19 protein-coding genes are annotated in these 22787 nt (G+C 74.5%); 10 read left to right on the top strand and 9 right to left on the bottom strand.

All coding sequences use genetic code 11. The features are described 5' to 3' along the window. Positions 1-21: 21 nt before the first annotated feature. Positions 22-945 (bottom strand): alpha/beta hydrolase, encoded by a 924-nt coding sequence (locus tag ACZ3IG_RS08195; RefSeq protein ID WP_467430049.1) that lies wholly within the window; start codon positions 943-945, stop codon positions 22-24. Between the two features lie 104 nt (positions 946-1049). On the opposite strand from ACZ3IG_RS08195, the gene ACZ3IG_RS08190 reads away from it, so the two are divergent. Both ACZ3IG_RS08190 and ACZ3IG_RS08185 read left to right on the top strand, forming a co-directional pair. After that, complete coding sequence (locus ACZ3IG_RS08190; RefSeq protein ID WP_467430047.1) at positions 1050-1466, top strand: MarR family winged helix-turn-helix transcriptional regulator; 417 nt, start codon at positions 1050-1052, stop codon at positions 1464-1466. 97 nt (positions 1467-1563) lie between these two features. After that, on the top strand, positions 1564-2010 hold the full coding sequence (locus tag ACZ3IG_RS08185) for a hypothetical protein (protein ID WP_467430044.1): 447 nt from the start codon (positions 1564-1566) through the stop codon (positions 2008-2010). On the opposite strand, the gene ACZ3IG_RS08180 is transcribed toward ACZ3IG_RS08185, so the two are convergent. After that, positions 1973-2542, bottom strand: a complete 570-nt coding sequence (locus ACZ3IG_RS08180; protein ID WP_467430043.1) for a TetR/AcrR family transcriptional regulator — start codon at positions 2540-2542, stop codon at positions 1973-1975. The genes ACZ3IG_RS08185 and ACZ3IG_RS08180 overlap by 38 nt on opposite strands. A 152-nt stretch (positions 2543-2694) precedes the next feature. Between ACZ3IG_RS08180 and ACZ3IG_RS08175 the strand changes: the two genes are divergently transcribed. Further along, a complete protein-coding gene (locus ACZ3IG_RS08175; protein WP_467430041.1) occupies positions 2695-3297 on the top strand; it encodes a TetR/AcrR family transcriptional regulator in 603 nt (200 codons plus the stop codon). A 383-nt stretch (positions 3298-3680) separates the two neighbouring features. On the opposite strand, the gene absR1 is transcribed toward ACZ3IG_RS08175, so the two are convergent. Continuing rightward, positions 3681-4766, bottom strand: coding sequence for a beta-glucuronidase AbsR1 (gene absR1, locus ACZ3IG_RS08170; protein ID WP_467430039.1), 1086 nt, complete (start codon positions 4764-4766; stop codon positions 3681-3683). Between the two features lie 94 nt (positions 4767-4860). Here absR1 and ACZ3IG_RS08165 point away from each other — a divergent pair, with 94 nt between their 5' ends. Continuing rightward, positions 4861-6684 carry a LuxR family transcriptional regulator AbsR2 gene (locus ACZ3IG_RS08165; RefSeq protein WP_467430038.1) on the top strand — a complete coding sequence of 608 codons (1824 nt, stop codon included), beginning with the start codon at positions 4861-4863 and terminating at the stop codon, positions 6682-6684. A gap of 48 nt (positions 6685-6732) precedes the next feature. Here ACZ3IG_RS08165 and ACZ3IG_RS08160 read toward each other — a convergent pair whose 3' ends face one another. Beyond that, positions 6733-9543: a CHAT domain-containing protein gene (locus ACZ3IG_RS08160; protein ID WP_467430555.1), complete on the bottom strand. Its 2811-nt coding sequence runs from the start codon at positions 9541-9543 to the stop codon at positions 6733-6735. 149 nt (positions 9544-9692) lie between these two features. Between ACZ3IG_RS08160 and ACZ3IG_RS08155 the strand changes: the two genes are divergently transcribed. Genes ACZ3IG_RS08155 through ACZ3IG_RS08145 form a run of 3 tightly spaced genes read left to right on the top strand, consistent with a single transcriptional unit; the run spans position 9693 to position 12225 of the window. Beyond that, entirely contained in the window at positions 9693-11126 is a 1434-nt protein-coding gene (locus ACZ3IG_RS08155) for a S8/S53 family peptidase (protein ID WP_467430036.1), read from the top strand. 59 nt (positions 11127-11185) lie between these two features. Beyond that, positions 11186-11761 carry an RNA polymerase sigma factor gene (locus ACZ3IG_RS08150; protein ID WP_467430034.1) on the top strand — a complete coding sequence of 192 codons (576 nt, stop codon included), beginning with the start codon at positions 11186-11188 and terminating at the stop codon, positions 11759-11761. Continuing rightward, entirely contained in the window at positions 11758-12225 is a 468-nt protein-coding gene (locus ACZ3IG_RS08145) for a hypothetical protein (protein ID WP_467430033.1), read from the top strand. Before ACZ3IG_RS08150 ends, ACZ3IG_RS08145 begins: the two co-directional genes overlap by 4 nt. A gap of 77 nt (positions 12226-12302) precedes the next feature. Here the strand turns inward: ACZ3IG_RS08145 and ACZ3IG_RS08140 are convergent, their stop codons facing one another. Together ACZ3IG_RS08140 and ACZ3IG_RS08135 are read right to left on the bottom strand one after the other, a co-directional pair. Further along, positions 12303-13526, bottom strand: a complete 1224-nt coding sequence (locus ACZ3IG_RS08140; protein ID WP_467430032.1) for a cytochrome P450 — start codon at positions 13524-13526, stop codon at positions 12303-12305. A gap of 85 nt (positions 13527-13611) precedes the next feature. After that, positions 13612-14409: an N-formylglutamate amidohydrolase gene (locus ACZ3IG_RS08135; RefSeq protein ID WP_467430030.1), complete on the bottom strand. Its 798-nt coding sequence runs from the start codon at positions 14407-14409 to the stop codon at positions 13612-13614. Positions 14410-14492: 83 nt separating this feature from the next. Between ACZ3IG_RS08135 and ACZ3IG_RS08130 the strand changes: the two genes are divergently transcribed. Continuing rightward, positions 14493-14834: a DUF5713 family protein gene (locus tag ACZ3IG_RS08130; protein WP_467430029.1), complete on the top strand. Its 342-nt coding sequence runs from the start codon at positions 14493-14495 to the stop codon at positions 14832-14834. A 67-nt stretch (positions 14835-14901) separates the two neighbouring features. On the opposite strand, the gene ACZ3IG_RS08125 is transcribed toward ACZ3IG_RS08130, so the two are convergent. After that, on the bottom strand, positions 14902-17121 hold the full coding sequence (locus ACZ3IG_RS08125) for an NADP-dependent isocitrate dehydrogenase (protein WP_467430028.1): 2220 nt from the start codon (positions 17119-17121) through the stop codon (positions 14902-14904). 173 nt (positions 17122-17294) lie between these two features. Next, the gene (locus tag ACZ3IG_RS08120; RefSeq protein WP_467430027.1) at positions 17295-18380 is read right to left on the bottom strand and encodes a mechanosensitive ion channel family protein; all 1086 of its coding nucleotides are present in this window, start codon (positions 18378-18380) and stop codon (positions 17295-17297) included. 557 nt (positions 18381-18937) lie between these two features. On the opposite strand from ACZ3IG_RS08120, the gene ACZ3IG_RS08115 reads away from it, so the two are divergent. Both ACZ3IG_RS08115 and ACZ3IG_RS08110 read left to right on the top strand, forming a co-directional pair. Next, positions 18938-20080 (top strand): AAA family ATPase, encoded by a 1143-nt coding sequence (locus ACZ3IG_RS08115; RefSeq protein ID WP_467430554.1) that lies wholly within the window; start codon positions 18938-18940, stop codon positions 20078-20080. Between the two features lie 23 nt (positions 20081-20103). Beyond that, a complete protein-coding gene (locus tag ACZ3IG_RS08110; protein ID WP_467430026.1) occupies positions 20104-21723 on the top strand; it encodes a VWA domain-containing protein in 1620 nt (539 codons plus the stop codon). Between the two features lie 32 nt (positions 21724-21755). On the opposite strand, the gene ACZ3IG_RS08105 is transcribed toward ACZ3IG_RS08110, so the two are convergent. Next, on the bottom strand, positions 21756-22748 hold the full coding sequence (locus ACZ3IG_RS08105) for a lysylphosphatidylglycerol synthase transmembrane domain-containing protein (protein ID WP_467430025.1): 993 nt from the start codon (positions 22746-22748) through the stop codon (positions 21756-21758). Positions 22749-22787: the final 39 nt, after the last annotated feature.

The following is a 22787-nucleotide window of genomic DNA, read 5'->3' as shown; positions in this document are numbered from 1 at the left end:
TCCCGCGCGCGGCCCGACGCCTCACAGGTGGTCGGCGTAGAAGCGCGTGAGCCGTTCGACGGCGGCGTCGACGTACGCGGGCTCGTCGTACATCTCGTAGTGTCCGGCGCCGTCGATCACCATGAGGTCGACGGGGTTGGGGGCGGTCCTCCACAGCCGCATGCCGGCGTCGTAGGAGCCGGTGGTGCCGACGCGTCCGGCGAGAACGACTTGCAGTGGCTGGGTCATGAGCGGGTCGACCAGGTGGAACGCGTCGTAGCCCAGCAGGAGGGAGTCGCCGCGCGCCAGGCGGCGGTTGGTGGAGTGTTCGGCGCTGCCCCGATCGGTGCGGTAGTACGTGATCGCCTGGGTGGTGTCGAGGTCGGTCAGCCCGGCCGCCGCGGCGTCCTCCAGGGTGTCGGGCAGCCAGTTCACCCGGGTCGGCTCACCGGAGCGGATCTCCTGCGTGCGCGCGTCGGCGAGGGCGTCGAGCGCGGCGGCCGCGCCGTCGGGCTGGAAGCCGCGGAACGCGGTGCCGATGTCGGCGGGGACGACCGTGCCGACGGCCTTGATGCGGTGGTCGGTGCGGGCGGTGTGCACGGCGTAGCCGCCGCCGGCGCAGATGCCGAGGACGCCGACGCGACGCGGGTCGACGCCGGGGATCGTGGTGAGCGCGTCCAGGGCGTAGGAGATGTCCTCGCCCCGGCGGTAGGGGTCCTCCAGGTCACGGGGTTCGCCTCCGCTCTGCCCCTGGTGGGCGGGGTCGAAGACGAGCGCCGCGATGCCGCGGGCGGCGAGGCGCGAGGCGTAGTTCGCGCCGATCTGCTCCTTCACGCTGCTGCCGGGCGTGGAGAGCACCACGGCGCGCAGTGGCGTGGAGCTGTCGGCGTCGTCGGGCAGATGGAGGTCGGCCGCGAGGTGGATCGGCCCTCGCGGGATGGTGAGGTGCTGGAGCATGGCGGGCACCCTTCGTGAGACGTCGTTCCGTCGTCATCCAGTACAGAACCTATACTGATACAGTTCGGAACTAATACAGGACCGTACCACTTCGATTCTTGACAGGAGACCGCATGCCGGTCGACGGGGCACAGCTGTGGACGCTGAACCAGCGGCTGCTGAGCGTCGTGATGGACGCCTGCACGCCGGAACTGGCCGAGCTGGGGCTGGAGACGAAGGAGTTCTTCGTGCTGGCCGAGGTGGAAGCGGCGCGGTATCCGGCCGAGATCGCCACGGCGCTGCTGCTGCCCAAGGCGAGCGTCACGGTCTACGTCCGCAACCTCGTCGCCAAGGGGTTCGTCCGGCGCGAGATCGACGACGAGGACCTGCGGCGTCACCGGCTCGTCCTGACCGGTGAGGGCGTCGAGGCACGGGACCGGGCACTGGCCGCCCTCGCGGCGGAGTACGACCGCAGGCTGGCGAGGATCACTCCACAGGACCGCGCCGAGCTGCGGCGCATCCTCCAGGACCTGCTCGCCCCGCCCGCCTGAGACTGACACTCCGGAGGAGACGTCCGCCTTCTCGCTGTCTCCTGGTTCCGCCGCCTCGGCGGGCCGCTCGTCGCGGCGTACGGAGGACCGGAAGGAGGTGCCGATCAGGACCGCGCCGATGAGGCGGGTGATCAGCTCGCCGAGCTGCGTCACGGCCCGGGGTGGCGGCACCGAGTACGGCGAGGCCGTCGTCGGCCGGGACGTCGGCGACGACGTGCCGGACACCGGCCTGCCGGTGCGCCACGATCGCGTCGCGGGCGGCCTCGGCCCGCGCGCCGCGCCGGCGGCGATCGCGCAGGCCGGCTCGGCAGTCGGAGCGGGGCTGCCGGCGTACGTCGGGAGCGCCTTTGCGACCGTCGCCGCCGGCCGTACCGACGAAGCGGATCCGGGGATTCGACAGCTCCGACCCGTCGGGAGCGGGCGCCCCGCCCGCCTGGAGCCCGCGACCGGCCCCGTGGCCCGCACCGTCGTCGAGACCGGCGCCACCACGCGCGGCCGGTCCGGCGTCAGCCGCGCGCGCCGACGCGCAGGCCGTCGAGGATGAGGGTGAGCACGCGTCGGCGGCGTTCCCGCGACGCGGGCCCGTCACCGGTCTGCCACAGGCAGGCTCCCAGCAGCAGGACCTCGTCCGCCTCGGCGTCCGGCCGCACCTGTCGTGCCTCCTTGCCGGCGCGGAGCAGCAGGTCCAGTGCGGCGGTGACCGGCGGACGGTCCCGGCTGCCCTGGCCGGCGCGCGTGGCGGCCTCGACGGCCAGGGCCGCCCCGTGCCCGCTCCGGCCGTAGGCCATGAGGTGCTCGAACCACAGGCGGAGCGCCCCCAGCGGCTCGTGCCCGGCCAGCAGGGCCGAGGCGGCGGCGACGAGCGCCTCGACCTCCTCCCGGTAGACGGCCAGCAACAGGGCCTCGCGGCTGGGGAAGTGGCGGTACATCGTTCCCTGGCCGACGCCGGACGCCCTGGCGATCGACTGAAGGCTCACGGAAGGGTCGTCGGCGAAGGCCGCGCGTGCGGTCCGCACGATGCGCGCGCGATTCTCCCGCGCGTCCGACCGCGGTGCGCGTCGAGAGGGCTGCGTCATCCGTGCCTTCCGATCCGGTCTGTGGCGTGCTCACGGGCCGTCCGGACGCCTTGCCGGCCCGCGCGGGAGTGGGCGTCTGCGATCGCGCCCCGGGCGCCGCCATCTTCTTACACTTGCTGGCTGTATGACAAGTATGTTGTACGATCCGGATCATGACCACCACCCGCCGCACGCAGAAACAGCGTCGCGAGGAGGCCGAAGCCGCCTTGCTCATGGCCGCCGCCGAGTTGGTCGACGAACAGGGGGTGCGCTCGCTGACACTGGCACGCGTGGGTGAGAGAGCCGGTTACAGCCGGGGACTCGTCACCCACCACTTCGGGTCCAAGAAGGCGCTCGTCGAACGCCTGGCGCACGCGGCCCAGGCAGGGTTCGTACCTGGACTCGACGGCCTGCCGCCCGGACTGGACCGTCTCCTGCGGCTGATCGACGGCTACATCGGCGAGCTCGGCCGCATGGGCGTGCTGAACCGGGTCTTCCTCATGCTGTGGGCCGAAGCCGCCACGTCGGCGGACCTGGCCCCCGTCTTCCGCGAGCGCGACGAGGCGTTCCGCAGGGATCTGGCCGAAGACCTCACCGCCGGGATCACCAGCGGTGAGATCCGTCCCGACGCCGCACCCGACGAGACCGCGATCGCCATCGTCGCGCAGCTGCGCGGCATCGGCATGCAACGGCTCGTCGACCCGCGGCACATCGACACGGAACGGCTGCGGACACAGGTCACCGAACACTGGCGCAGGGCGTTGATCCGGCCCTGAGCCCGGTGATCCCGCCGCCGTACGGCCCCCTCGCCACGCCCGGCACCCCGCCGGGGCCGACGCGGACACCGGCCGTCCACCGGGTGGCGTACGGCGCCAGTCCCACGACGCGCCGCGGACCTGTGCCGTCATCGGCGCTACGGGCGTGCCGGCGGCCGCGCGAGCGCCCCGGCCGCCGGCCGTCCGGTGCGCGTCGGCGGGGCGGCCCCGCGGCGGTCCGGTCCGGTTCGGGCGCTGATGGGCGCCGGGTCCGCCGACCCCCGTGCGGCGGACCCGGCGCGGCGCGGCCGGACGGCGTTTCCCTCCCCCGAAGGCAACGCGATCCGGCCGCTTCCCCGGCGCCGGTCAGTGGCGCTCCCCTTCCGGTGTGGCGGCCCGTGCTGTCACCAGCACATGACCGCCGTCTCACCCGGACCCCACGAGGAGTACAGGCGGACCCGGACGACGTAGCGGCGGCCCTTGACGAGCCGTGCTCTCAGCCTGGCGTTGTGCGGCGTCCCACCGTCGTCCTCGCCGACGAGGAAGCGTGGCTCGCCCTCCCGCTCCTCGAAGACCACGACGACGGTGTCGCCCTCCCCGAAGACCCCCACGGTGTAGTCGCGGGTCTCCGGCGGCTCGATGACGAGGTCGGCCTGCTCGCCCGCGCCCAGACCGAGCGGCACCGAGCGGAACGGCACCAGCGCGGTCGGCCCGGAGGGGTCGGCCGGCGGGTACCAGCGCAGGACGAACTCCTTGTCGGCGGCCGAGAGCGTGCCGGGCGGGTGCAGCCCGCCGCGGTACTGCTCCGGCTCCAGGACCAGCCCGGACGGGAACGGGTACTCCATGATCGACTGCGGGTCCCAGACGGCCCCGTTGACCTCGTCCGCGTCGAGCTTGCGCAGTATGTTGAAGTACGTCCGGTCCCGGCTCCAGTGGTTCGGCGGGCCGGACAGCTCCGCGTAGACGGCCTCGTCGTCCCAGTGGATCCCGGCGAACGGGCTCTGGTGCTCGTGCAGCATCCCCAGCGCGTGCCCGATCTCGTGCAGGGCCGTGCAGCGGTCCCCCGACGCGGCCAGGTCCCAGCCGAAGTTCATGGTGCGCTCGTTCAGGCCGACCTTGAGGGCGTCCTTCCCCACCGCCGACCACGAGCCGTCGCCCGCCTGGAAACCGATCCGCAGCTCCGCCTCGGAGCGGTCGCCGACCTCGGTGAAGACGAGTCCGATACCGAGGTCCCGCCACTCACGGAGGCAGGAGCGCACCAGCTCCCGCTGCTCCTCGCTCCCGACCCACGACACCCGGCGCGTACGGCCCGTACCCGGGACCGTGATGACCGAGGCGTCGGCGTCACCGTCGAAGAAGTAGTAATGCAGCACAGTGCCGTTGACCCACATCCGCCGCCCGCCGACGAGCGCGCCGAGCCGCTCGGCGGCCAGCCCCGGCGGCAACGCGGGGGCGGGCTGCTGCGGCAGCGAGCAGTAGCGGGCGGTCATGTGACCAGCGTGCCGTCCGGACGGCCCCGGCGCCTGAGTCGCGGTCTACTCAACTGCCCCTGTATCAGATCTGAGCAACCGGACTCTCCTTGTCGTGACGACTTTCGACGTGACGCCCCTGCAGCGGGGTACGAGGACACCGGCGGCCGGAACCTGGCCGTTCACCGGACGCGCGGACGAACTGGAGCTGGTACGCCGGTCGGTGACCGCGGGCCGGCCCGGAACCGTGATCACCGGCCCGGCGGGCCGCGGCAAGACCCGGCTGGTCACCGAGGCCCTCCGCGGCACCGACCACGTCCGCGCGGCCGGCACACCCGAGACCCGCCACCTGCCGTTCGCCGCCTTCGCCCACCTGCTGCCCGAATCCGTCACGCTGCACCGCGCGGTCCAACTGCTGTCAGCCGTACGGCTGCTGGTGGTGGACGACGCCCATCTGCTGGACGACTCCTCGGCCGCCCTGGTCCACCAGCTCGCCGTGCACGGCCGCACCCGGCTGCTGGTCGTCGTCACGGACACCGCCGCCGCGCCCGAGGCGGTCTCCCGGCTGTGGACCGGCGAACTGCTGCCCCGCCTCATCCTCGACCCGCTGCCCCGCGAGGAGACCGCCGACCTGCTCACGGCGGCCGTCGGCACCGCCCCCGAGCCGCTCACCGCCGGCCGGCTGCACCGCCTGTGCCGCGGTGACCTGCGGCTGCTGCGCGAACTGCTCGGCGCGGTACGGGAACGGGGCCCGTTCGGCACGGTCCCGGAGACGGGGGAGTGGAGCTGGCGCGGCCCCGTGCCGGTCACCGCGACCCTGCGGGAACGCACCGCCCCCGCCCTCGGCCGCCGCACGCCCGAGGAGCGGGAGACCCTGGAGCGGCTGGCCTTCGCCGAACCCCTGGCGCCGGCCCTGGACGATCTCGACCTGGCCGTGCTGGAACGGCTGGAGACCGAGGGCCTGATCGAGGTCGACGACGAGCACGGCACCGTACGCCTCGCCCACCCCCTGCACGGCCCGGTGCTGCGCGCCGCCGCCGGCCGGCTGCGGGCCCGGCGGCTGACCCGCGCCCCCGGCGCTTGCGGACGCGCCCTGGAGGCGGAGACGGCCGCCCTCGCCCGGCGGGTCGAGCGGGCCGACGTACGCGACGCCGAGGCACCGGTGGGGGAGTGGCTGGTCGCCGAGGGGGCCCGGGTTCCGGCCGGCGACGCGGCCGTACGGGCCCGGTTCGCGCGGCTGCGCGGCCGGCTGCGGGAAGCCGCGGCATGGGCCCGCGAGGGGCTGCGCTCGTCCCCCGGCGACCCCGTCTGCCGTACCGAACTCGCCCTCGCCGACGCCCAGTCGGGCCGGGCCGTGCCTGACGGCGGGGCGGCCGGCGGCGGGTCCGCCGTCTGGTCCGCCGCCGCGCGCGGCGACCTCGACGCGGCCCTGGCCGCCGTGGCCGACGACGCCTACGACGCCGTACGGCTCGGCGTGCCGCAGCGGGCCGCCGGACGGCTGACCGGGGTGTTCGCCGCCCACGCGGACGCCCTCGCGCGCCGCGACGGACCGGCCCTGGACCGGGCCGCCGGGGAACTGGAGCGCCGGGGCTTCCTGCTGTTCGCGGCGGAGGCGCACGCCCAGGCGGTACGGGTGCACCGCGACCCGAGCGCCGCGCGTACCGCCCGTACCCGGGCCGTCGCCCTGGCCCGCCGTTGCCAGGGTGCCCGGACCCCGGCCCTGTCCGGACTGGTCCTCGGTGAACTCACCGCCCGGCAGCGGCAGATCGTCACTCTCGCCGCCGCCGGACTGAGCAACCGGCAGATCGCGGAGAGACTCACCCTCTCCGTCCGGACCGTCGGCAACCACCTCTACAGCGCCTACGCCCGCCTCGGCGGCGGCGACCGGGGCGCGCTGCCGTGGCTGGTGGAGCTGCCCGGGGCACGCGTGGCGGCCTGAGGGCAGGCCCGCGCCGGGCACGGGCACGGGGCACGAGGGGCGGCCGGTTCAGGCCGCCCCGAACGCCGAGAACGCCCACCCGGTGACCTGGTGCACCGCGTCGCCCGGCAGCGCGGCCCGCGCGTCGCGCAGCGCCTCCGCCAGCGACAGCCCGGCGTCCAGGCCCTTGTGCAGGGCGAGCATCAACGGCACCACCGCCGCGTCGTTGACCGGCGCCGTGCACGCCACCACCCCGGCCGTGCCCAACGGCAGCAGCGCGGTGACCAGGCCGAGCAGCTCGTCGGCGCCCACCGACGCGAACCGGGCGGTGTCGCAGCAGGACAGGATGATCCGGTACGGGCTGCGGTCCAGCCGCTCGAAGTCGTGCACGATGAGCGGCCCGTCGGCCATCCGCAACGACGAGAACAACGGGCTGTCCGCCCGGAACGTGCCGTGCGCCGCGATGTGCGCCAGCGCCGCCCCGTCCAGCTCCCGCAGCACCCGGGGCACGCGGGCCCCGTCGCCCTCCAGCACGACCGGCGCCCCGCGCGCGAGCGCGAGCCCCGGCGCCGGGTACCCCGGCTCCCCGTTCCCGAGGGTCGCGGCTCCGTCCACCGAAGCCCCTTCGGCAGCGGCCCCGTCGGCCCCGTCGACGCGTGTCGCCGACGCCTGGTGACGGAGGCGGTCGGGCCCGGGGCGCGGGGCACGGGGCCCGTGGCTCCCGGTCGTGTGGTTTCCGGGAGGCATCGCCTGCGTCCCGTACCCCCCGGAGGGCATCGCCGGTGCTCCGTACCCCTCGGCCAGCAGCGGGACCTCCGCGCCGCCGCTGGTCAGTCCCGGACCGCGGACCAGGATGTGCCGGCCGCCGGAGGGGGGCGCCGTCTCCCGGGCGCGCAGCCAGCTGGTCGCGGACGGCGAGACGCTCAGCACCCGGTCGCGCAGCGCCGGCAGCAGCGCCCACGGCACCCGGTGCAGCCGCCCCGGCGGCACCACCACGACCGGGCCGGCACCGAGATGCGCCGCCGCCGGACCGAGCAGCAGCTCCTCCAGACGCCGTCCGGCCGCCTCCACCAGCGGCAGCCGGGCCTCCGCGCCGGGATGGGCCAGCCGCCGCAGCCCGGCCTGGACGTGCTCGGCCTCCCGCTCCGCCTCCGCCAGCAGCCCCGCCTCGAACCGCCGCACCCGCCCCTGCCCGCACAGCAGCACCTGCACCCGGCCGTCGAGCACCGCCAGCTCCACCAGCCGTACGTCGTCCCCCAGCGCCGCCAGCAGCCGGCCGACGTCGAACCGGTCACCGCCGCCCGGCGCCTCCCCGCGCATGTGCAGGGTCCGCGCGCGGATCTCCCGCTCCAGGCGCCGCTGTTCACGCTCCAGCGCCGCCACCGGACGGCCCTTCATCCGGGCCTCCTCCGCCCGCGCCGCGATCTCCCGGAACGCCGTCAGGTCGCTGAGCAGCACGGGGTCGGCCGGCGGCCGGGCCGGCGGCGCCGTCAGCACCGTCGCCCGCCACCGCTCGCTCCACACCAGCAGCCGCCGCGGCCCGCCCGAGGCCAGCGACGCCTCCTGCGCCAGCGCCGCCAGCTCCGCCCCCTGCGCGGTCGCCCGGGCCCGCAGCTCCGAGGCCCCCAGCGTCATCCGGTGGTCGTCCAGCACGTCCAGACCACGCCGGCACGCCTCCAGCACCCCGCGCGTGGAACCGGCCGCCCGCGCCCGCAGCGCCTGCGCCGCCCAGCCCGTCATCCGGGCCAGCGGCGGACCGCTGCGCCGGCTGCGCGCGGCGACCGCCAGATGCCGTTCCGCGTCCGCCGTCCAGCCCAGGTCCAGCGCGATCCGCCCGGCCAGCAGCGACGCCTCCGGCGCGGCCGGCGCCCCGAACGAGGCCAGCTTCTCCGCCACCGCCGCCGCGTCCGCGACCAGCCGCCCCGCACCCCGCCCGGCCGCCACCCGCGCCTCGATCAGCACCAGCCGGGCGTGCGTCTCGTACCAGGTGCGCCGCTGCGCCGCGAACAGCCGCACCGCGACCGCCGCCCGCGCCACCGCGGTCTGCGCGTCGCCCGCCAGCCGCGCCGCCCGCGCCGCGACCAGCAGCAGCTCCGCCTTGCGGGTGGACTGCCCGCCGATGCCGTCCAGGACGGCGATCGCCTGATCGACCTCGGCCAGGGCCTCCGGGGCCAGCCCGGCGGCCATCATGACCTCGCTGCGCCGGATGTTCAGCATGAACATCGGCGTGCCCAGCGCCGCGTACCGCTCGCTCGCCTCGTCGAGCAGCCGCAGCGCGGCCGGCACGTCCCCGGACCGGAACGCGGCCAGCCCCCGGCTCTCCACCGCGTCCGCCTTGTCGTGCTCCTGGTCCGTGGTGCCCCACAGCTCCTCCGCCGCCGCGAAGTCGGCCTCCGCCCGCTCCACCGCGCCCAGCGCCAGATGCACCGTCGCCCGCAGCGTCAGCGCCCGCGCCGTCCAGATGACGTCATCGGCCTGCCGCAGCACGACTATCGCCCGCCGTACGTCCTCCAGCGCCTCCCCGTGCCGGCCCAGCACCCACCACACGTACGCCCGCCGGTACAGCACCCGCGCCCGGGTGTGCCCGGTGCCGCGGGCCACGCCTCGCTCGAAGGCGGCCAGCCCCTGCCGGGTACGGCCCGTGTGCACCAGGGCCACCCCCAGAGTGGCCAGGACGTCGGCCTCTCTTTCGGGTGAATCCGCCCGGGCGGCCAGATCGCGGGCCCGCCGCAGATGGGCCAGTGCCAGCCGGGTGTCGCCGAAGTCCCGCTGCCAGATGCCGATCACCTGATGGGCGATCGAGGCGTGCAGCGGGGGCGGAGCGGCGTCCAGGAGCCCTTCCGCCCTCGCCAGCGCCTCGTTCGGGGCCGCGAACACCATCGGCAGCAGTTCGAAAACCGAGTCGCTTCCCGCTGTCACCTCAAGGATGGTAGTGGCAGCGCACCACGTCACACAGGTGCGGGTCTGTATCAATCATCTGTCTCCGGACTCTCATTGACGAACGCAGCCTCAGGGGGAGAGGACCCGCCATGGCACCACAGCGATTCCGCGAGCAGTTCGACCACATCCAGCGCTCGATGCCCGACGTCCCGCTGGCGATGGGCCCCGACGACTCCGCCGAGTTCCTCTACGAGAGGGGTGTCGTCCTCGCCCGCGACGGCGAGGAGGCACGCGTCGTCGAGGACACCGTCCGCGAGCACTTCACCGCCGTCGCCGGGCTCGACGCCGACCACGTGCGCCGCGCGAGCCGTGAGACCAACCGCTGTGGCATCACCCGTATCCAGGTCGGCGACCCCGGTCGGGGCACCGGCGCCGGCGACCCGGCCGTCGCGAACGCCCTGCGGTCCCTGCGCGCCGCCGAGGGCCGCGCCCAGCGCCGCCTGGTCAGCCGCAACCACGTCGTGCACATCGCCGTCAACGCCTGCCCCGGCGACGAGCCCGTTCCGGTGCCCCGCGCCGAACCGCCCAACCCGGCGGCGGCCACCACGCCGTACGACCCCGGCTCGGCCGTCGGCGTCCTCGTCATCGACACCGGCCTCACGCGCGACCACCGGTCCAGCCCGCTGCTCGCCCACACCCGGGGCGACCTCCAGATCAAAGAGCGCGACGACGCCGGCGTCCTGATGCAGTACGTCGGCCACGGCACCTTCATCGCCGGGCTCCTCGCGGCCGTGGCGCCCAACACCGACATCACCGTGCGCAACACCCTCAACGACGCCGGGGCGATCCTGGAGTCCGAGTTCGGCGAGAAGCTGTTCGAGGCCGTCGACCAGGACGGCTGGCCCGACGTCATCAGCCTCTCCGCCGGCACCCCCAACGGCCGCACCGACGGCCTGCTCGGCGTGCACGCCTTCATGGAGGAACTGCGCACGCGCGGCACCCTCCTGGTCGCCGCCGCCGGCAACAACGGCAGCGCCACGCCGTTCTGGCCCGCCGCCTACGCCGACGTGCCCGGCTGGGAGGACTCCGTGCTGTCGGTCGGCGCGCTGCGCTCCGACGGCGAGGGCGGCGCCTGCTTCTCCAACCACGGCCCCTGGGTCAAGGCGTACGCCCCCGGCGAGCGCCTCACCAGCGCCCTCACCGGCTTCGACACCCCCGTCCCGTACGTCTACCAGCACTCCACCTACGACGCCTGCCGGTACGGCTCCGCCTACGCCTGCACCTGCCAGGCGCCCCGGCACACCGGCCTGCTGAGCGAGCCGGGCGAGGCGCCCGCCAAGGCCGACCAGGTGATGTTCGAAGGGAACGCGCAGTGGAGCGGCACCTCGTTCGCCACCCCCGTCGTCGCCGGCCTGATCGCCGCGCACATGACGGCGCACCAGGAGACCGACGCGCGCACGGCCCGGGGACAGCTCCTCGCGTCGGACATCGCGTACACCGAGGTGCGCGGCGCGCACGTGCCGGCGCTGCTGCCGCCCACCTGGCGACCGGTCCCCGTCGAACCCCCGGCCGACGGGGCATGAGGGGCGGAACGGCCCCCTCCACGGCGTACGATGGCGTGTCGTACACGAGGGGTGGGGCCGTGGACCGTACAGATGTCGGGGCGCTCGTCCAGTCCGCCGCCGACGGCGACGCGGCGGCCTGGAAGGCGCTGGTGGAAGGGCTGGGCCCACTGGTGTGGTCCGTGGCGCGGGCGCACCGGCTGTCCGACGCCGACGCGCACGAGGTGTACCAGACCGCCTGGTTCCGCTTCGCCCAGCACCTGGGGCGCATCCGGGAACCGGATAAGGCGGGCTCCTGGCTGGCCAGCACCGCGCGCAACGAGTGCCTGAAGGTGCTCAAGGCGGCCCGTCGGTGGACGCCGACGGACGATCCGCAGCTGCTCGACCGGGTGAGCGAGGACCCCACGCCGGAGGAGTCGGTGCTCGACTCCGAGGAGGCCGCCGCGCAGAGCGAGCGGGTCCGGTGGCTGTGGCAGGAGTTCGAGGAACTGGGCGAGCGGTGCAGGCAGGTGCTGCGTGTGCTGATGGCGTCGCCGCCGCCCAGCTATCAGGAGGTGTCGGCGGCGCTCGGTATCGCCGTCGGCAGCATCGGTCCGATGCGTCAGCGCTGTCTGAGGCGCCTGCGGGCGCGACTGGAAGCCCGGGGGGCGGCATGAGCGAGATGCGTGACGAGAGTGTGGACGACGGGTTCGACGACTCGTTGCTGGAGGAGGAACTGCGGCAGGCGGCCGCCATCCTGGACCCGATACCGGCCGAGCTGAGCCGGATCGCCGTGGAGGCGTTCGCGCTGCGCGACCTGGACGCCGGACTCGCCGAGCTGACGTTCGACTCGCTCGTCGACGCGCTGCCCGTACGGGGGGAGACGGACCCGCCGCGGATGCTGACCTTCCGCGCCGGGGAGGTGAGCCTGGACATCGAGGTGAGCACCGAGGGCCTGTTCGGACAGGTGATGCCGCCGCAGCCGGCCCGGATCGAGGTGCTGAGCGGCCTGCGGACGGCCCGGTCGCTCGCGGCCGACGACATGGGACGGTTCACCGGCGAGGCACCGCCGTCCGGCCCGTTCGCGCTGCGGCTGCGGGCCGGCGGGGAGGTCGTCGTCACCGAGTGGCTCCGCGCCTGAGCCTCGCGTCATCAGGCGCGGAGCAGGGCGCGTGAGTCCGCGTCATCAGGCGCGGGGCGGGGGCGCGTGAGTCCGCGTCACCAGGCGCAGGGCAGGGTGCGTGGGCCGCGGATCATGGTCCGGCGCCGCCAGGCGACCTGCTCGGGGCCGCCCGCCAGCCGCAGGCCGGGCAGCCGGTCCAGCAGCGTGCCGACGAGGAGGTCCAGCTGCAGCCGGGCGAGCACGGCGCCGGTGCAGTAGTGCGGTCCGTTGCCGAAGGCCAGGTGCGGGCTCGCGTCCCGGCCGGGGTCGATCCGGTCCGGGTCGGGGAAGACGTCCGGGTCGCGGTTGGCGGCCAGGTAGGAGACGTAGACGGGGTCGCCCGCGCGGATGCGGTGGCCGCGCAGCACGACGTCCGCACGGGCGATCCGGGCCAGGCCCACCGAGGAACGGTGCGGGATCCAGCGCAGCAGCTCGTCCAGGACGGCGCCCCGCTCCTCGGGCCGCTCCCGTGTCCGGACCATCAGCTCGGGGCGGGTGAGCAGCAGGTACAGCATCTGGCCGCAGTTGTGGGTGACGGCCTCGCCGCCGATCTGCAGCGGCCCGGCCAGCCCGATCGCCTCCTGTTCGGCGACCTCGCCGCGCGCGACGGCGGCACCGAGCAGGGAGTAGACGTCCTCGCCGGGCTCGTGCGCGCGAGCCCGGACGGTGTCGGTGATCCAGCCGTACAGACTGTTCTTGGCCCGTTCGGCGCCCTCGACCCCGCCGGAGGTGGAGATGATCTCCCGGGTCCAGGAGTGCACCCGCTCCCGGTCGGCGGCCGGCACCCCCATCACCTCGCTGACGACGGCGATCGGGAAGGGTTCGAGGACCCGCTCGACCAGGTCCGCCGGCGGCCCGTCCCGCACCACCCCGTCCACCAGGGCGTCCAGCATCCGCTGCGCCCGGGGCCGCAGCCGCTTCATCGCGCCCACGGTGAACGCCCCGGCCACCGCCCGCCGCAGCCGGTTGTGGTCGGGCTGGTCGGCGAAGGCGAGCGAGCCGGGGCGGGGCTTGAAGTGCGGTGCCATCCGCGTCACCTGGCGGCGGGTCACCTCCGACCGCTCGAACCGCGGATCGTTGGTGATCAGCTTCACGTCCTCGTGCCGGGTGGCCAGCCACGCCCAGCCCTCGCCGTGCGGCAGCCGGATGCGGGTCAGCGGGCCCTCGCGCATCAGCTCGGCGAGGACCGGGTCGAACTCCGTACCGTCCAGGTCGAGCGCGGGCCAGTCCCGCACCGGGGGCGGGTTCCGTTCGGTGAGCGTGCTGGTCTCCTGCGTCATTCCCCCACCTTCACCGGGCGGGGGACCGGTGTCGCGCGGGAGTGCTCCAGGCGGTGCTCGGCCGGGGCGGGGCGAGGCCGGCCGGTCAGCCGGAGACCGCGTCGACGAGGGCGGCCAGGGACGCGGCCAGCCGGGACAGCCCCGGGCCGGCCGGACCGCCGGGCTCGGTCATGTACGTGTCCCGGCGGATCTCCACCATCAGCGCGCCGACCTCGGCCCGCTTCCCGTAGAAGTCCAGCGGTACGTACGTCCCGCTGAACGGGCTGTCCAGCCCCGTCTCCCCGCACGGCGCGAACGCCTCCCGGGCCGCGGCGAGCAGCTCGGGCGAGGTGTGGAAGGCGTCCGTGCCCAGGCAGACCGGCGGGCGTGGACCCGCACCGTGCAGCTCGTAGGGGAGCGGCTCGGCGGGGTACGAGTGCACGTCGATGACCACCGCCCGGCCGGTGGCGGCGAGCCGGTCCGCGACCGCCTCGGTCATCGCCCGCGCGTACGGCCGGAAGTACCGCTCGATCAGCGGCTCAGGGTCGCCGCCGTCGGCCCGCAGCACCTCGCGGTGCGAGGTCCGCGTGTACACGGCGCCCATCCCGACGGCCGTCATCTCCTCTCGTTCGTCCGGGAACCGCTCGGGGTCGACGACCAGCCGGGAGAGCCGGTTGACGAACCGCCACGGTGGGACGGCGGCCAGCCCGGCCGCCGCTTCGGCGAGCGCGTCCGTGTGCGCGTCCGTGATGTGGTCCAACTCCCGCGCCAGCCGCTCGTCGTCCGGGACGAGGCCGGCGCGGACGTGCGGCGGGATGCGCCGGGCGGCGTGCGGCACATGCAGGACGACCGGGGAGGCGCCGGCGCCGGGCAGCAGGTCGAAGGCGGGCGGGGCGTCGGTCACGGGCTGCTCCGGGGGCGTTGTCAGTGGGGTGCGGCAAGATCGGGTGTGCGGGACCGGAAGACCGGGACGACCGAGGGGGCATCATGCCGATCACCGAGCAGCGGGTGGCCGCACACCCGTTCCTGGAGGGGATGTACGAGGACGGGTACTACCCGGACCACGTGGTGGACCGGGGCAGGGACGTCCTGCGCCGGCTGTGCGAGCGCATCGAGGCCGAGCGCCCCGTCGACGTCACCGCGCTGTACGCGCTGACCCACGCGGCCACCGAGGAGTTCAACGTGCTGGAGGAGGCGTTCGCCGAGGCCGGCAGCGAGATCGAGACCGTCGCCCGGGAGTCGATAGCCGAGGACTTCTGGTTCGTCGCCCAGGCGTACGGCTTCCCGGACGCCGATGCCGAGGAGCTGATCGCGCCGCGCGCGTGGTGAGAGACGGGCACCCCGCCTCCGCCGCTGCGGAGACGGGGTGCCCGCGGGGCTCACCCGGGTGACGGGATCAGGCGAGGGACGCCAGCGCCTCGTTCCAGGTCGCCGACGGGCGCATGACCTCGGCGGCCTTGGCCGGGTCGGGCTGGTAGTAGCCGCCGATCTCCGCGGGCTCGCCCTGCACGGCGTTCAGCTCCTCGACGATCTTCGCCTCGTTGGCGGTGAGCGTCTCGGCGAGCGGGGCGAAGGCCTTGGCCAGCTCCGCGTCGTCGGTCTGCGCGGCCAGCTCCTGGGCCCAGTACAGGGACAGGTAGAAGTGGCTGCCGCGGTTGTCGATGCCGCCGACGCGACGGGTCGGGGACTTGTCCTCGTTGAGGAAGGTCGCCGTCGCGCGGTCCAGGGTGTCCGCGAGGACCTTGGCGCGGGTGTTGCCCGTGGCCTCGGCGAACTGCTCCAGGGACGGCACCAGCGCGAAGAACTCGCCCAGCGAGTCCCAGCGCAGGTAGTTCTCCTTGACCAGCTGCTGGACGTGCTTCGGCGCGCTGCCGCCGGCGCCCGTCTCGAACAGGCCGCCGCCCGCCATCAGCGGGACCACCGACAGCATCTTGGCGCTGGTGCCCAGCTCCAGGATGGGGAACAGGTCGGTGAGGTAGTCGCGCAGCACGTTTCCGGTGACCGAGATGGTGTTCTCGCCGCGGCGGATGCGCTCCACCGACAGCTTGGTGGCCTCGACCGGGTCGAGGATCCGGATGTCCAGGCCCTCGGTGTCGTGCTCCGGCAGGTACTCCTTGACCTTCGCGATCAGGTTGGCGTCGTGGGCGCGGCCCTCGTCCAGCCAGAAGACGGCCGGGTCGCCGGTGGCGCGGGCGCGGGTGACGGCGAGCTTCACCCAGTCGCGGATCGGGGCGTCCTTGGTCTGGCAGGCGCGGAAGACGTCCCCGGCGGAGACCGTCTGCTCCAGGACGGCGTTGCCGTCGGCGTCGACCAGGCGGACCGTGCCCGTGGTGGGGATCTCGAAGGTCTTGTCGTGGCTGCCGTACTCCTCGGCCTTCTGCGCCATCAGGCCGACGTTCGGGACCGAGCCCATGGTGGACGGGTCGTAGGCGCCGTTGGCGCGGCAGTCGTCGATGACGGCCTGGTACACGCCGGCGTAGGAGGAGTCCGGGATGACGGCGAGGGCGTCGTGCTCCTGGCCGTCGGGGCCCCACATGTGGCCGGAGGTGCGGATCATGGCCGGCATGGAGGCGTCGATGATGACGTCGGAGGGCACGTGCAGGTTGGTGATGCCCTTGTCGGAGTCGACCATCGCCAGCTCGGGGCCCTCGGCCAGCTCCGCGTCGAAGGACGCCTTGATCTCGGCGCCCTCGGGCAGGGACTCCAGGCCCTTGTAGATGCCGCCCAGACCGTCGTTCGGGGTCAGGCCGGCCGCGGCGAGCGTCTCGCCGTACCGCGCGAAGGTCTTCGGGAAGAAGGCGCGCACCACGTGGCCGAAGATGATCGGGTCGGAGACCTTCATCATCGTGGCCTTCAGGTGCACCGAGTACAGGATGCCCTCGGCCTTGGCGCGGGCGACCTGCGCGGTGAGGAACTCGCGCAGCGCGGCGACGCGCAGCACGGAGGCGTCGACGACCTCGCCCTTCTTCACCGGGACGGACTCGCGCAGCACGGTGGTGGTGCCGTCGTCGCCGGCCAGCTCGATGCGCAGCGCGCCGTCCTCGGCGATCACCACGGACTTCTCGGTGGAGCGGAAGTCGTTCTCGCCCATGGTCGCCACGTTGGTCTTGGACTCGGCGGTCCAGGCGCCCATGCGGTGCGGGTGGGTCTTGGCGTAGTTCTTGACCGAGGCGGGGGCGCGGCGGTCGGAGTTGCCCTCGCGCAGGACCGGGTTGACCGCGGAGCCCTTGACCTTGTCGTAGCGGGCGCGGATGTCGCGCTCCTCGTCGGTCTTCGGGTCGTCCGGGTAGTCGGGCAGCGCGTAGCCCTGGGCCTGCAGCTCGGCGACGGCGGCCTTGAGCTGCGGGATCGACGCCGAGATGTTCGGCAGCTTGATGATGTTGGCCGCGGGGGTCTTGGCCAGCTCGCCCAGCTCGGCGAGGGCGTCCGGGATGCGCTGGTCCTCGGTGAGGTACTCCGGGAACACGGCGATGATGCGTCCGGCCAGCGAGATGTCCCGGGTCTCCACGGGGACACCCGCCTGCGAGGCGTACGCCCGGACCACCGGCAGGAAGGAATACGTTGCCAGGGCCGGGGCCTCGTCAGTGTGCGTATAGATGATGGTCGAGTCAGTCACCGGGTGCTCCGCTCCACGTCTGCAACATTGCTCGACATCAAGATATCTCGTGACGGGCCTGGTCTCGACAGGGGTCCGCCGCGGAGTTTCCGGGCGGGCTTCCGGGCCGGGCTGCGGGCCGCCGGGCTTGCGGGCCGGAGCGGACGGGCGCCCGCCCGCTCCGGCCGCGGGCGTCAGTCGGGCAGCGGCAGCGCGGCGTCCTCGCCCGTGCGCTGCTGGGGGAAGACCACCGCTCCCTGCTGGAGGGCGACCGTCCGGGCGGGGGAGGGGATGCGGATGCCCTCCTCGCGGTAGCGCCGGTGCAGGCGCTTGATGAACTCGTGCTTGATCCGGTACTGGTCGCTGAACTCGCCGACGCCCAGGATGACGGTGAAGCCGATCCGGGAGTCGCCGAAGGTGTGGAAGCGGATCGCCGGCTCGTGCTCCGGCACGGCGCCGGTGATCTCCGTCATGACCTCGGTGACGATCTCGGCCGTCACCCGTTCCACCTGCTCCAGATCGCTGTCGTAGGCGACGCCGACCTGGACGGTGATGGTCAGCTGCTGCTCGGGCCGCATGAAGTTGGTCATGTTCGTCTTGGCGAGCTGCCCGTTGGGGATCACCACCAGGTTGTTGGACAGGTCGCGGACGGTGGTCTGGCGCCAGTTGATGTCCTCGACGTACCCCTCCTCACCGCTGCTGAGCCGGATGTAGTCGCCGGGCTGCACGGTCTTCGAGGCGAGGATGTGGATGCCCGCGAAGAGGTTCGCGAGGGTGTCCTGCAGGGCCAGGGCGACCGCCAGACCGCCCACGCCCAGGGCGGTGAGCAGCGGGGCGATGGAGATGCCCAGGGTCTGCAGTACCACCAGGAAGCCGATGGCCAGCACCAGTACCCGGGTGATGTTGACGAAGATCGTGGCCGACCCGGCGACCCCGGAGCGGGAGGTCGTGACCGTGCGCACCAGTCCGGCGATCACCCGGGCCGCGGACACGGTCACGACGAAGATGAGGAGGACCGTCAGCGTCTGGTTGACGGTGTGCTGGATCGTGCGGTTCAGCGGCAGTGCCGCCGCGGCTCCCGCGACCCCGCCCGAGACCGCCGCCCACGGGGCCACCGTGCGCAGCGCGGCCACGATCACGTCGTCCCCGCTCCAGCGGGTGCGGCCGGCGTGCCCGGCCAGCCAGCGCAGCAGCGCGCGCAGCAGGAAGGCGACCAGCAGCCCGGCGGCCAGGGCGATGCCGGCCACCACCAGGTCGTCCACGGTGAGGTCGCGGGTCACCGGTCACCTCCGGGGAGGGAAGCGGCGGCGAGGGGGCTCGCCGACGGCCGGATGTGAAGTCTCGTCACGTCGTCACCTGCTCGATTCCGGAAGGGCGATCACACCGCTCGGTGATCTGTTCGAGCGGCGCGACCGCTCATCCTGCCGCATCCCGGCCGGTGGACCGTACCGCGTCCGCCGGCCGGGGGCGGGGCTTCGGCCACCGGGCCGTACGGACGACGGGTGCCGCACCACCGCACCGGGCCCGGCCCGGGTACGACGGCGGCGGTCGAGGTCCGGACCGTCCGCGTTATCTTGCTCGGGCGCGAAGCGAGGGTTCAGGCGTCGTTCATTTCGAGGAGTCGTACGTGGGGGCACAGGACGCGCGGGACACGGGCGTGCGGGGCACGGACGGACCGCGCGACACGACCGGGCGGGGGGCCGGCGCCGCAAGGGACGCGTGCGCCGTACGGGACGGGAGCGCCGTAGAGGAGGGGACCGCCGTACAGGAGGCGAGCGCCGTACCGGAGGCGCCCGCGCCGGACACGGCCGCGCGGCTGCGGGCGGTCTGCGGTGAGCTGTCGGACCGCTTCCTGGAGCGGGACGACGTGGTGCGGACGCTGGTGGTGACGCTGCTGGCCGGACAGCACTCGCTGCTGCTCGGCCCGCCCGGCACGGCCAAGTCCGAGCTGGCGCGGGAACTCACGGGCCGCATCGAGGGGGCCTCCTACTGGGAGATCCTGCTGTCCAAGTTCACCGCGCCGACCAGGATGTTCGGCCCCATCGACGTGGCCGCGCTCGCCCGCGGCGAGTACCGGCAGGTCTACGAGGGCCGCGCCACCACCGCGCACGTGGCGTTCATCGACGAGATCTTCAAGTGCTCCACGGCCGCGCTCAACGAGACGCTGGGCTATCTCAACGAGCGGATCTACCACCCCGAGAACGGCGGCGAGCCGGTCCGCTGCCCCCTGATCGGCGCCATCACGGCGAGCAACGAACTGCCCACCGGCGAGGACTCGGCCGCGATCTACGACCGGCTGCTGGTCCGGATCGAGGTCGGCTACCTGGCCGACCCCTCGAACTTCGCCGCGCTGGTCCGCTCCGCCGTCAGCCGCCCGAAGGCACCGGTCAGGACCACCGTTTCGCTGGCGGCGCTGGAGCGGGCCGTGACCGGGGCCGTGCCGGAGGTGGCCGTCCCCGACACGATCGTGGACGCGGTGTGCGCGCTGCGGGCCGCCCTGCGCCGCAAGGAACTCGTCACCTCCGACCGCCGCTGGCGGCAGGCGGTGCGGCTGCTCCAGGCGTCCGCGTACCTCGACGGCCGCCCGGCGGTCGCCGAGACCGACCTGTCGGTGCTGACGCATGTGCTGTGGGACTCGCCCGCCCAGCGTCCGACCGTCGAGCGCGAGGTGCTGCACCTGGTCAACCCGGACGCCAAGGAGGCGCTCGACCTGGCCGACGCCCTCGACGAACTGGAGGCCCAGCTCGACGCCATGGCCGGGCAGTCCCGCGAGGCCCTGAGCGAGTGGGTCATCAAGCACGCCCACAACAAGCTCGCCACGGCGGGCAAACGGCTGGAGAAACTGCGCGCGGAGGCGGCGGGCGCCGGCCGTTCCACCGCCGCCATCGACCGGGTCACCGGCCGGCAGCGCGCGGTCCGCGCCCGGGTCCTCACCGAAGCCCTCGGCGTGGACGCGAGCATGGTGCAGGCCCAGTTCTGAACGGCGGCGAGGACGAACAGGACATGGACGCGACACCCGGCAGGCTCGACGCGCTGGCGGCCCGGGCCGCGACCTGGCTGGGCCGCTCGGCCCACGCCCCCGGGCGGCACACCGCGGCCGTGGTCGCGGACGCCTTCGAACGGTTCGCCTGGCGCGACACCTACCACCAGTCGGCGGGCCTGCGCGAGCTGGCCGACGAGCTGAACGAGCACCACGAGCACGCCACCGACCTGCTGGCCGATGTGTTCCTGGCCGCCTACCAGCCCGTCCCGCTGCTGCGCGAGCGCGCGGAGATGGCCCCCTCCCGGCTGGTGAACCACCAGGTCGTCACCGCGCTGACCGAGTCGGCGGACTTCGCCGAGCTGCGCCGGGAGACGGCCGGCGACCCCTACGCCGCCGCCATGGCCGTACTCGCCCAGGCCGCCGAAGTGCGCCGGATGCTGGCCGGTTCGCGGGCGGCCCAGGAACAGGCCGAGCGGGTGAGCGGGGCCCGGCGGGCCGCCGACGGCGCGGCGGGCGCCGTCGGCGAGGCGCTCCGGCAGGCCGCCGAGGAGGCCGGGGCGGACGGCACCGTGCCGGACCGGGCCGCGGACGCCGTCCAGCGGGCGATCCGGGCCGCCGAGACCGCCGACGCCGCCGCCCGGCAGGCTGACCGGGCCGCCGCAGAGGCGCTCGCGGCGGTGGCCGGCGAGGTCCGTGCCGTCGCGGGCACCGCGGTGGCACGGGCGGCCCGGACCGTCCGGGAGGAGGCCGCGCTGACGCGCGCGTGGGGCGTCGGCCCCGGCGAGCTGGAGCGGCTGCCGTTCGACCAGCGGGCCCGGCTCGCCGAACGGCTGCGCACCGGCCGGCTCGCCCGGTGGGCCGAACTGATCGGCCGCTTCCGGCAGATGGCCGGCGGCGAACGCGCCCGCAAGGTGGAGAACACCACCGGGGAACTGGTCGGCGTCACCCTCGGCGACGACCTCTCCCGTGTCATCCCCTCCGAACTGGCCCACCTCGGCCTGCCCGGCCTGCGCGCGGTCTTCGCCGCCCGCTACGCCGCCGGCGAACTGATGCTCTACGACAGCCAGGGCGAGCAGGACACCGGCCGGGGCGCCGTCATCGCGTGCGTCGACACCTCGCACTCCATGTACGCGGAAGGGCCCGGCGGCATCACCCGGGAAGCGTGGTCCAAGGCCTGCGCGCTGGCGCTCCTCGACCAGGCCCGCGCGGCGCGGCGCGACTTCGTCGGCATCCTGTTCTCCGCCGCCGGCAAACTCCGCGTCTTCCGCTTCCCCGCCGACCGGCCCGCCCCGGCCGCCGAGGTCGTCGAGTTCGCGGAGACCTTCCTCGGCGGCGGCACCGACTTCCAGCGTCCGCTGTCGGCCGCCGTCGACATCCTGACTGCGGAGTTCGACGACGCGGCCCGCGGGCGCGGTGACATCGTGCTGATCACCGACGACGCGTGCGAGGTCACCGAGGCGTGGACCCGCGGCTGGAACGAGGCCAGACGCCGGCTGGGCTTCCGCCTCTTCGGCGTGGCCATCGGCGTCCCGGACGCGGCCGGGACCGGCTCGGTCCTGGAGGCCCTGTGCGACAACCTGCGTACCGTCGACGACCTCACGGACGTGCACGCCGCCGCCGACCTCTTCCGGGTGATCTGACCGCGCGGTCCGGTCCGGGGCCGGCCGCCCGCTCAGATGACCTTCAGCCGTACCAGCGCCCCCAGCGTCAGCGCCCCCGGCAGCAACGGCAGCCAGACGGTGATGATCCGGTAGGCCAGCACCACCGCCGTCGCCACGGCCGCCGGGCCGCCCGCCGCCACCAGCGCCACGACCAGCGCGGCCTCGACCGACCCCAGGCCGCCCGGCGTGGGCACCAGTGCCACCGCGACCGTCGCCGCCAGGTACGCCAGCGCCATGTGCGCGGCCGGGACCGGCAGCCCGAGGGCCCGTCCCGTCAGCACCAGGGCGGTCGCCTGCAGCGCGGGGAAGGCCAGCGAACCGCCCCACAGCGCCAGCGCCCGCGCCGGACGCGTGTGCACCGAACGGGCCTCGCCGAGCGCGGTGCGCACGAAGCCGGTCACGACCGCGCGCACCCGCCGCACCAGCGCCAGCACGCCCGCCGCCACCACCAGCACCGCCACCGTCCCGAGCAGCAGCGGGCCGGCGAACCCCTCGGGCAGCAGCGCCCCGAGCCGCAGCGCGCCGGGGAAGGCGAGCAGCAGCGCCCCGAGCAGCGCCACCCGGCCGACGCTCTCGGCCAGGAGGTACAGGGCGAGCGCGGCCGAGGAGCGGGCGAGCGGCAGCCCGCACACCGTCATGAACCGCAGGTTGACCGCGCCCGCGCCCAGGCCGCTGGGCAGCAGGTGGTTGGCGGCGCCGGCCGCGAACTGGGTGGCCAGCAGCCGCCCGCCGGGCAGCCGCTGCACCACCGCGCCCTGCCGGGTGCAGGCGGCGGCGACCCAGGTCAGACAGGTGGCGGCGCCGGCGGCCAGCAGCCAGGGCCAGCTGGCCGTGGCGAGGTGCCTGACGCCCTCGGCGAGCACCGACCGCTGCCGCACGGCGACCACCGCGACGAGGACGAGCGGAAGCAGGCACAGGACCTGGCGGATCCGGTGGGCCGGGACGCGGCGCGGACGCCGGGGGGTCCGTCCCGGGGGAGCTTCGGGGAGGTGTACGGCTGTCACACCGGCAGAGCGTTCCCGCATCGCGCCAACTCCCGGTGG

Source organism: Streptomyces sp. NPDC016677 (assembly GCF_055562815.1).
This window is presented reverse-complemented; position numbering and strand designations above follow the sequence as displayed.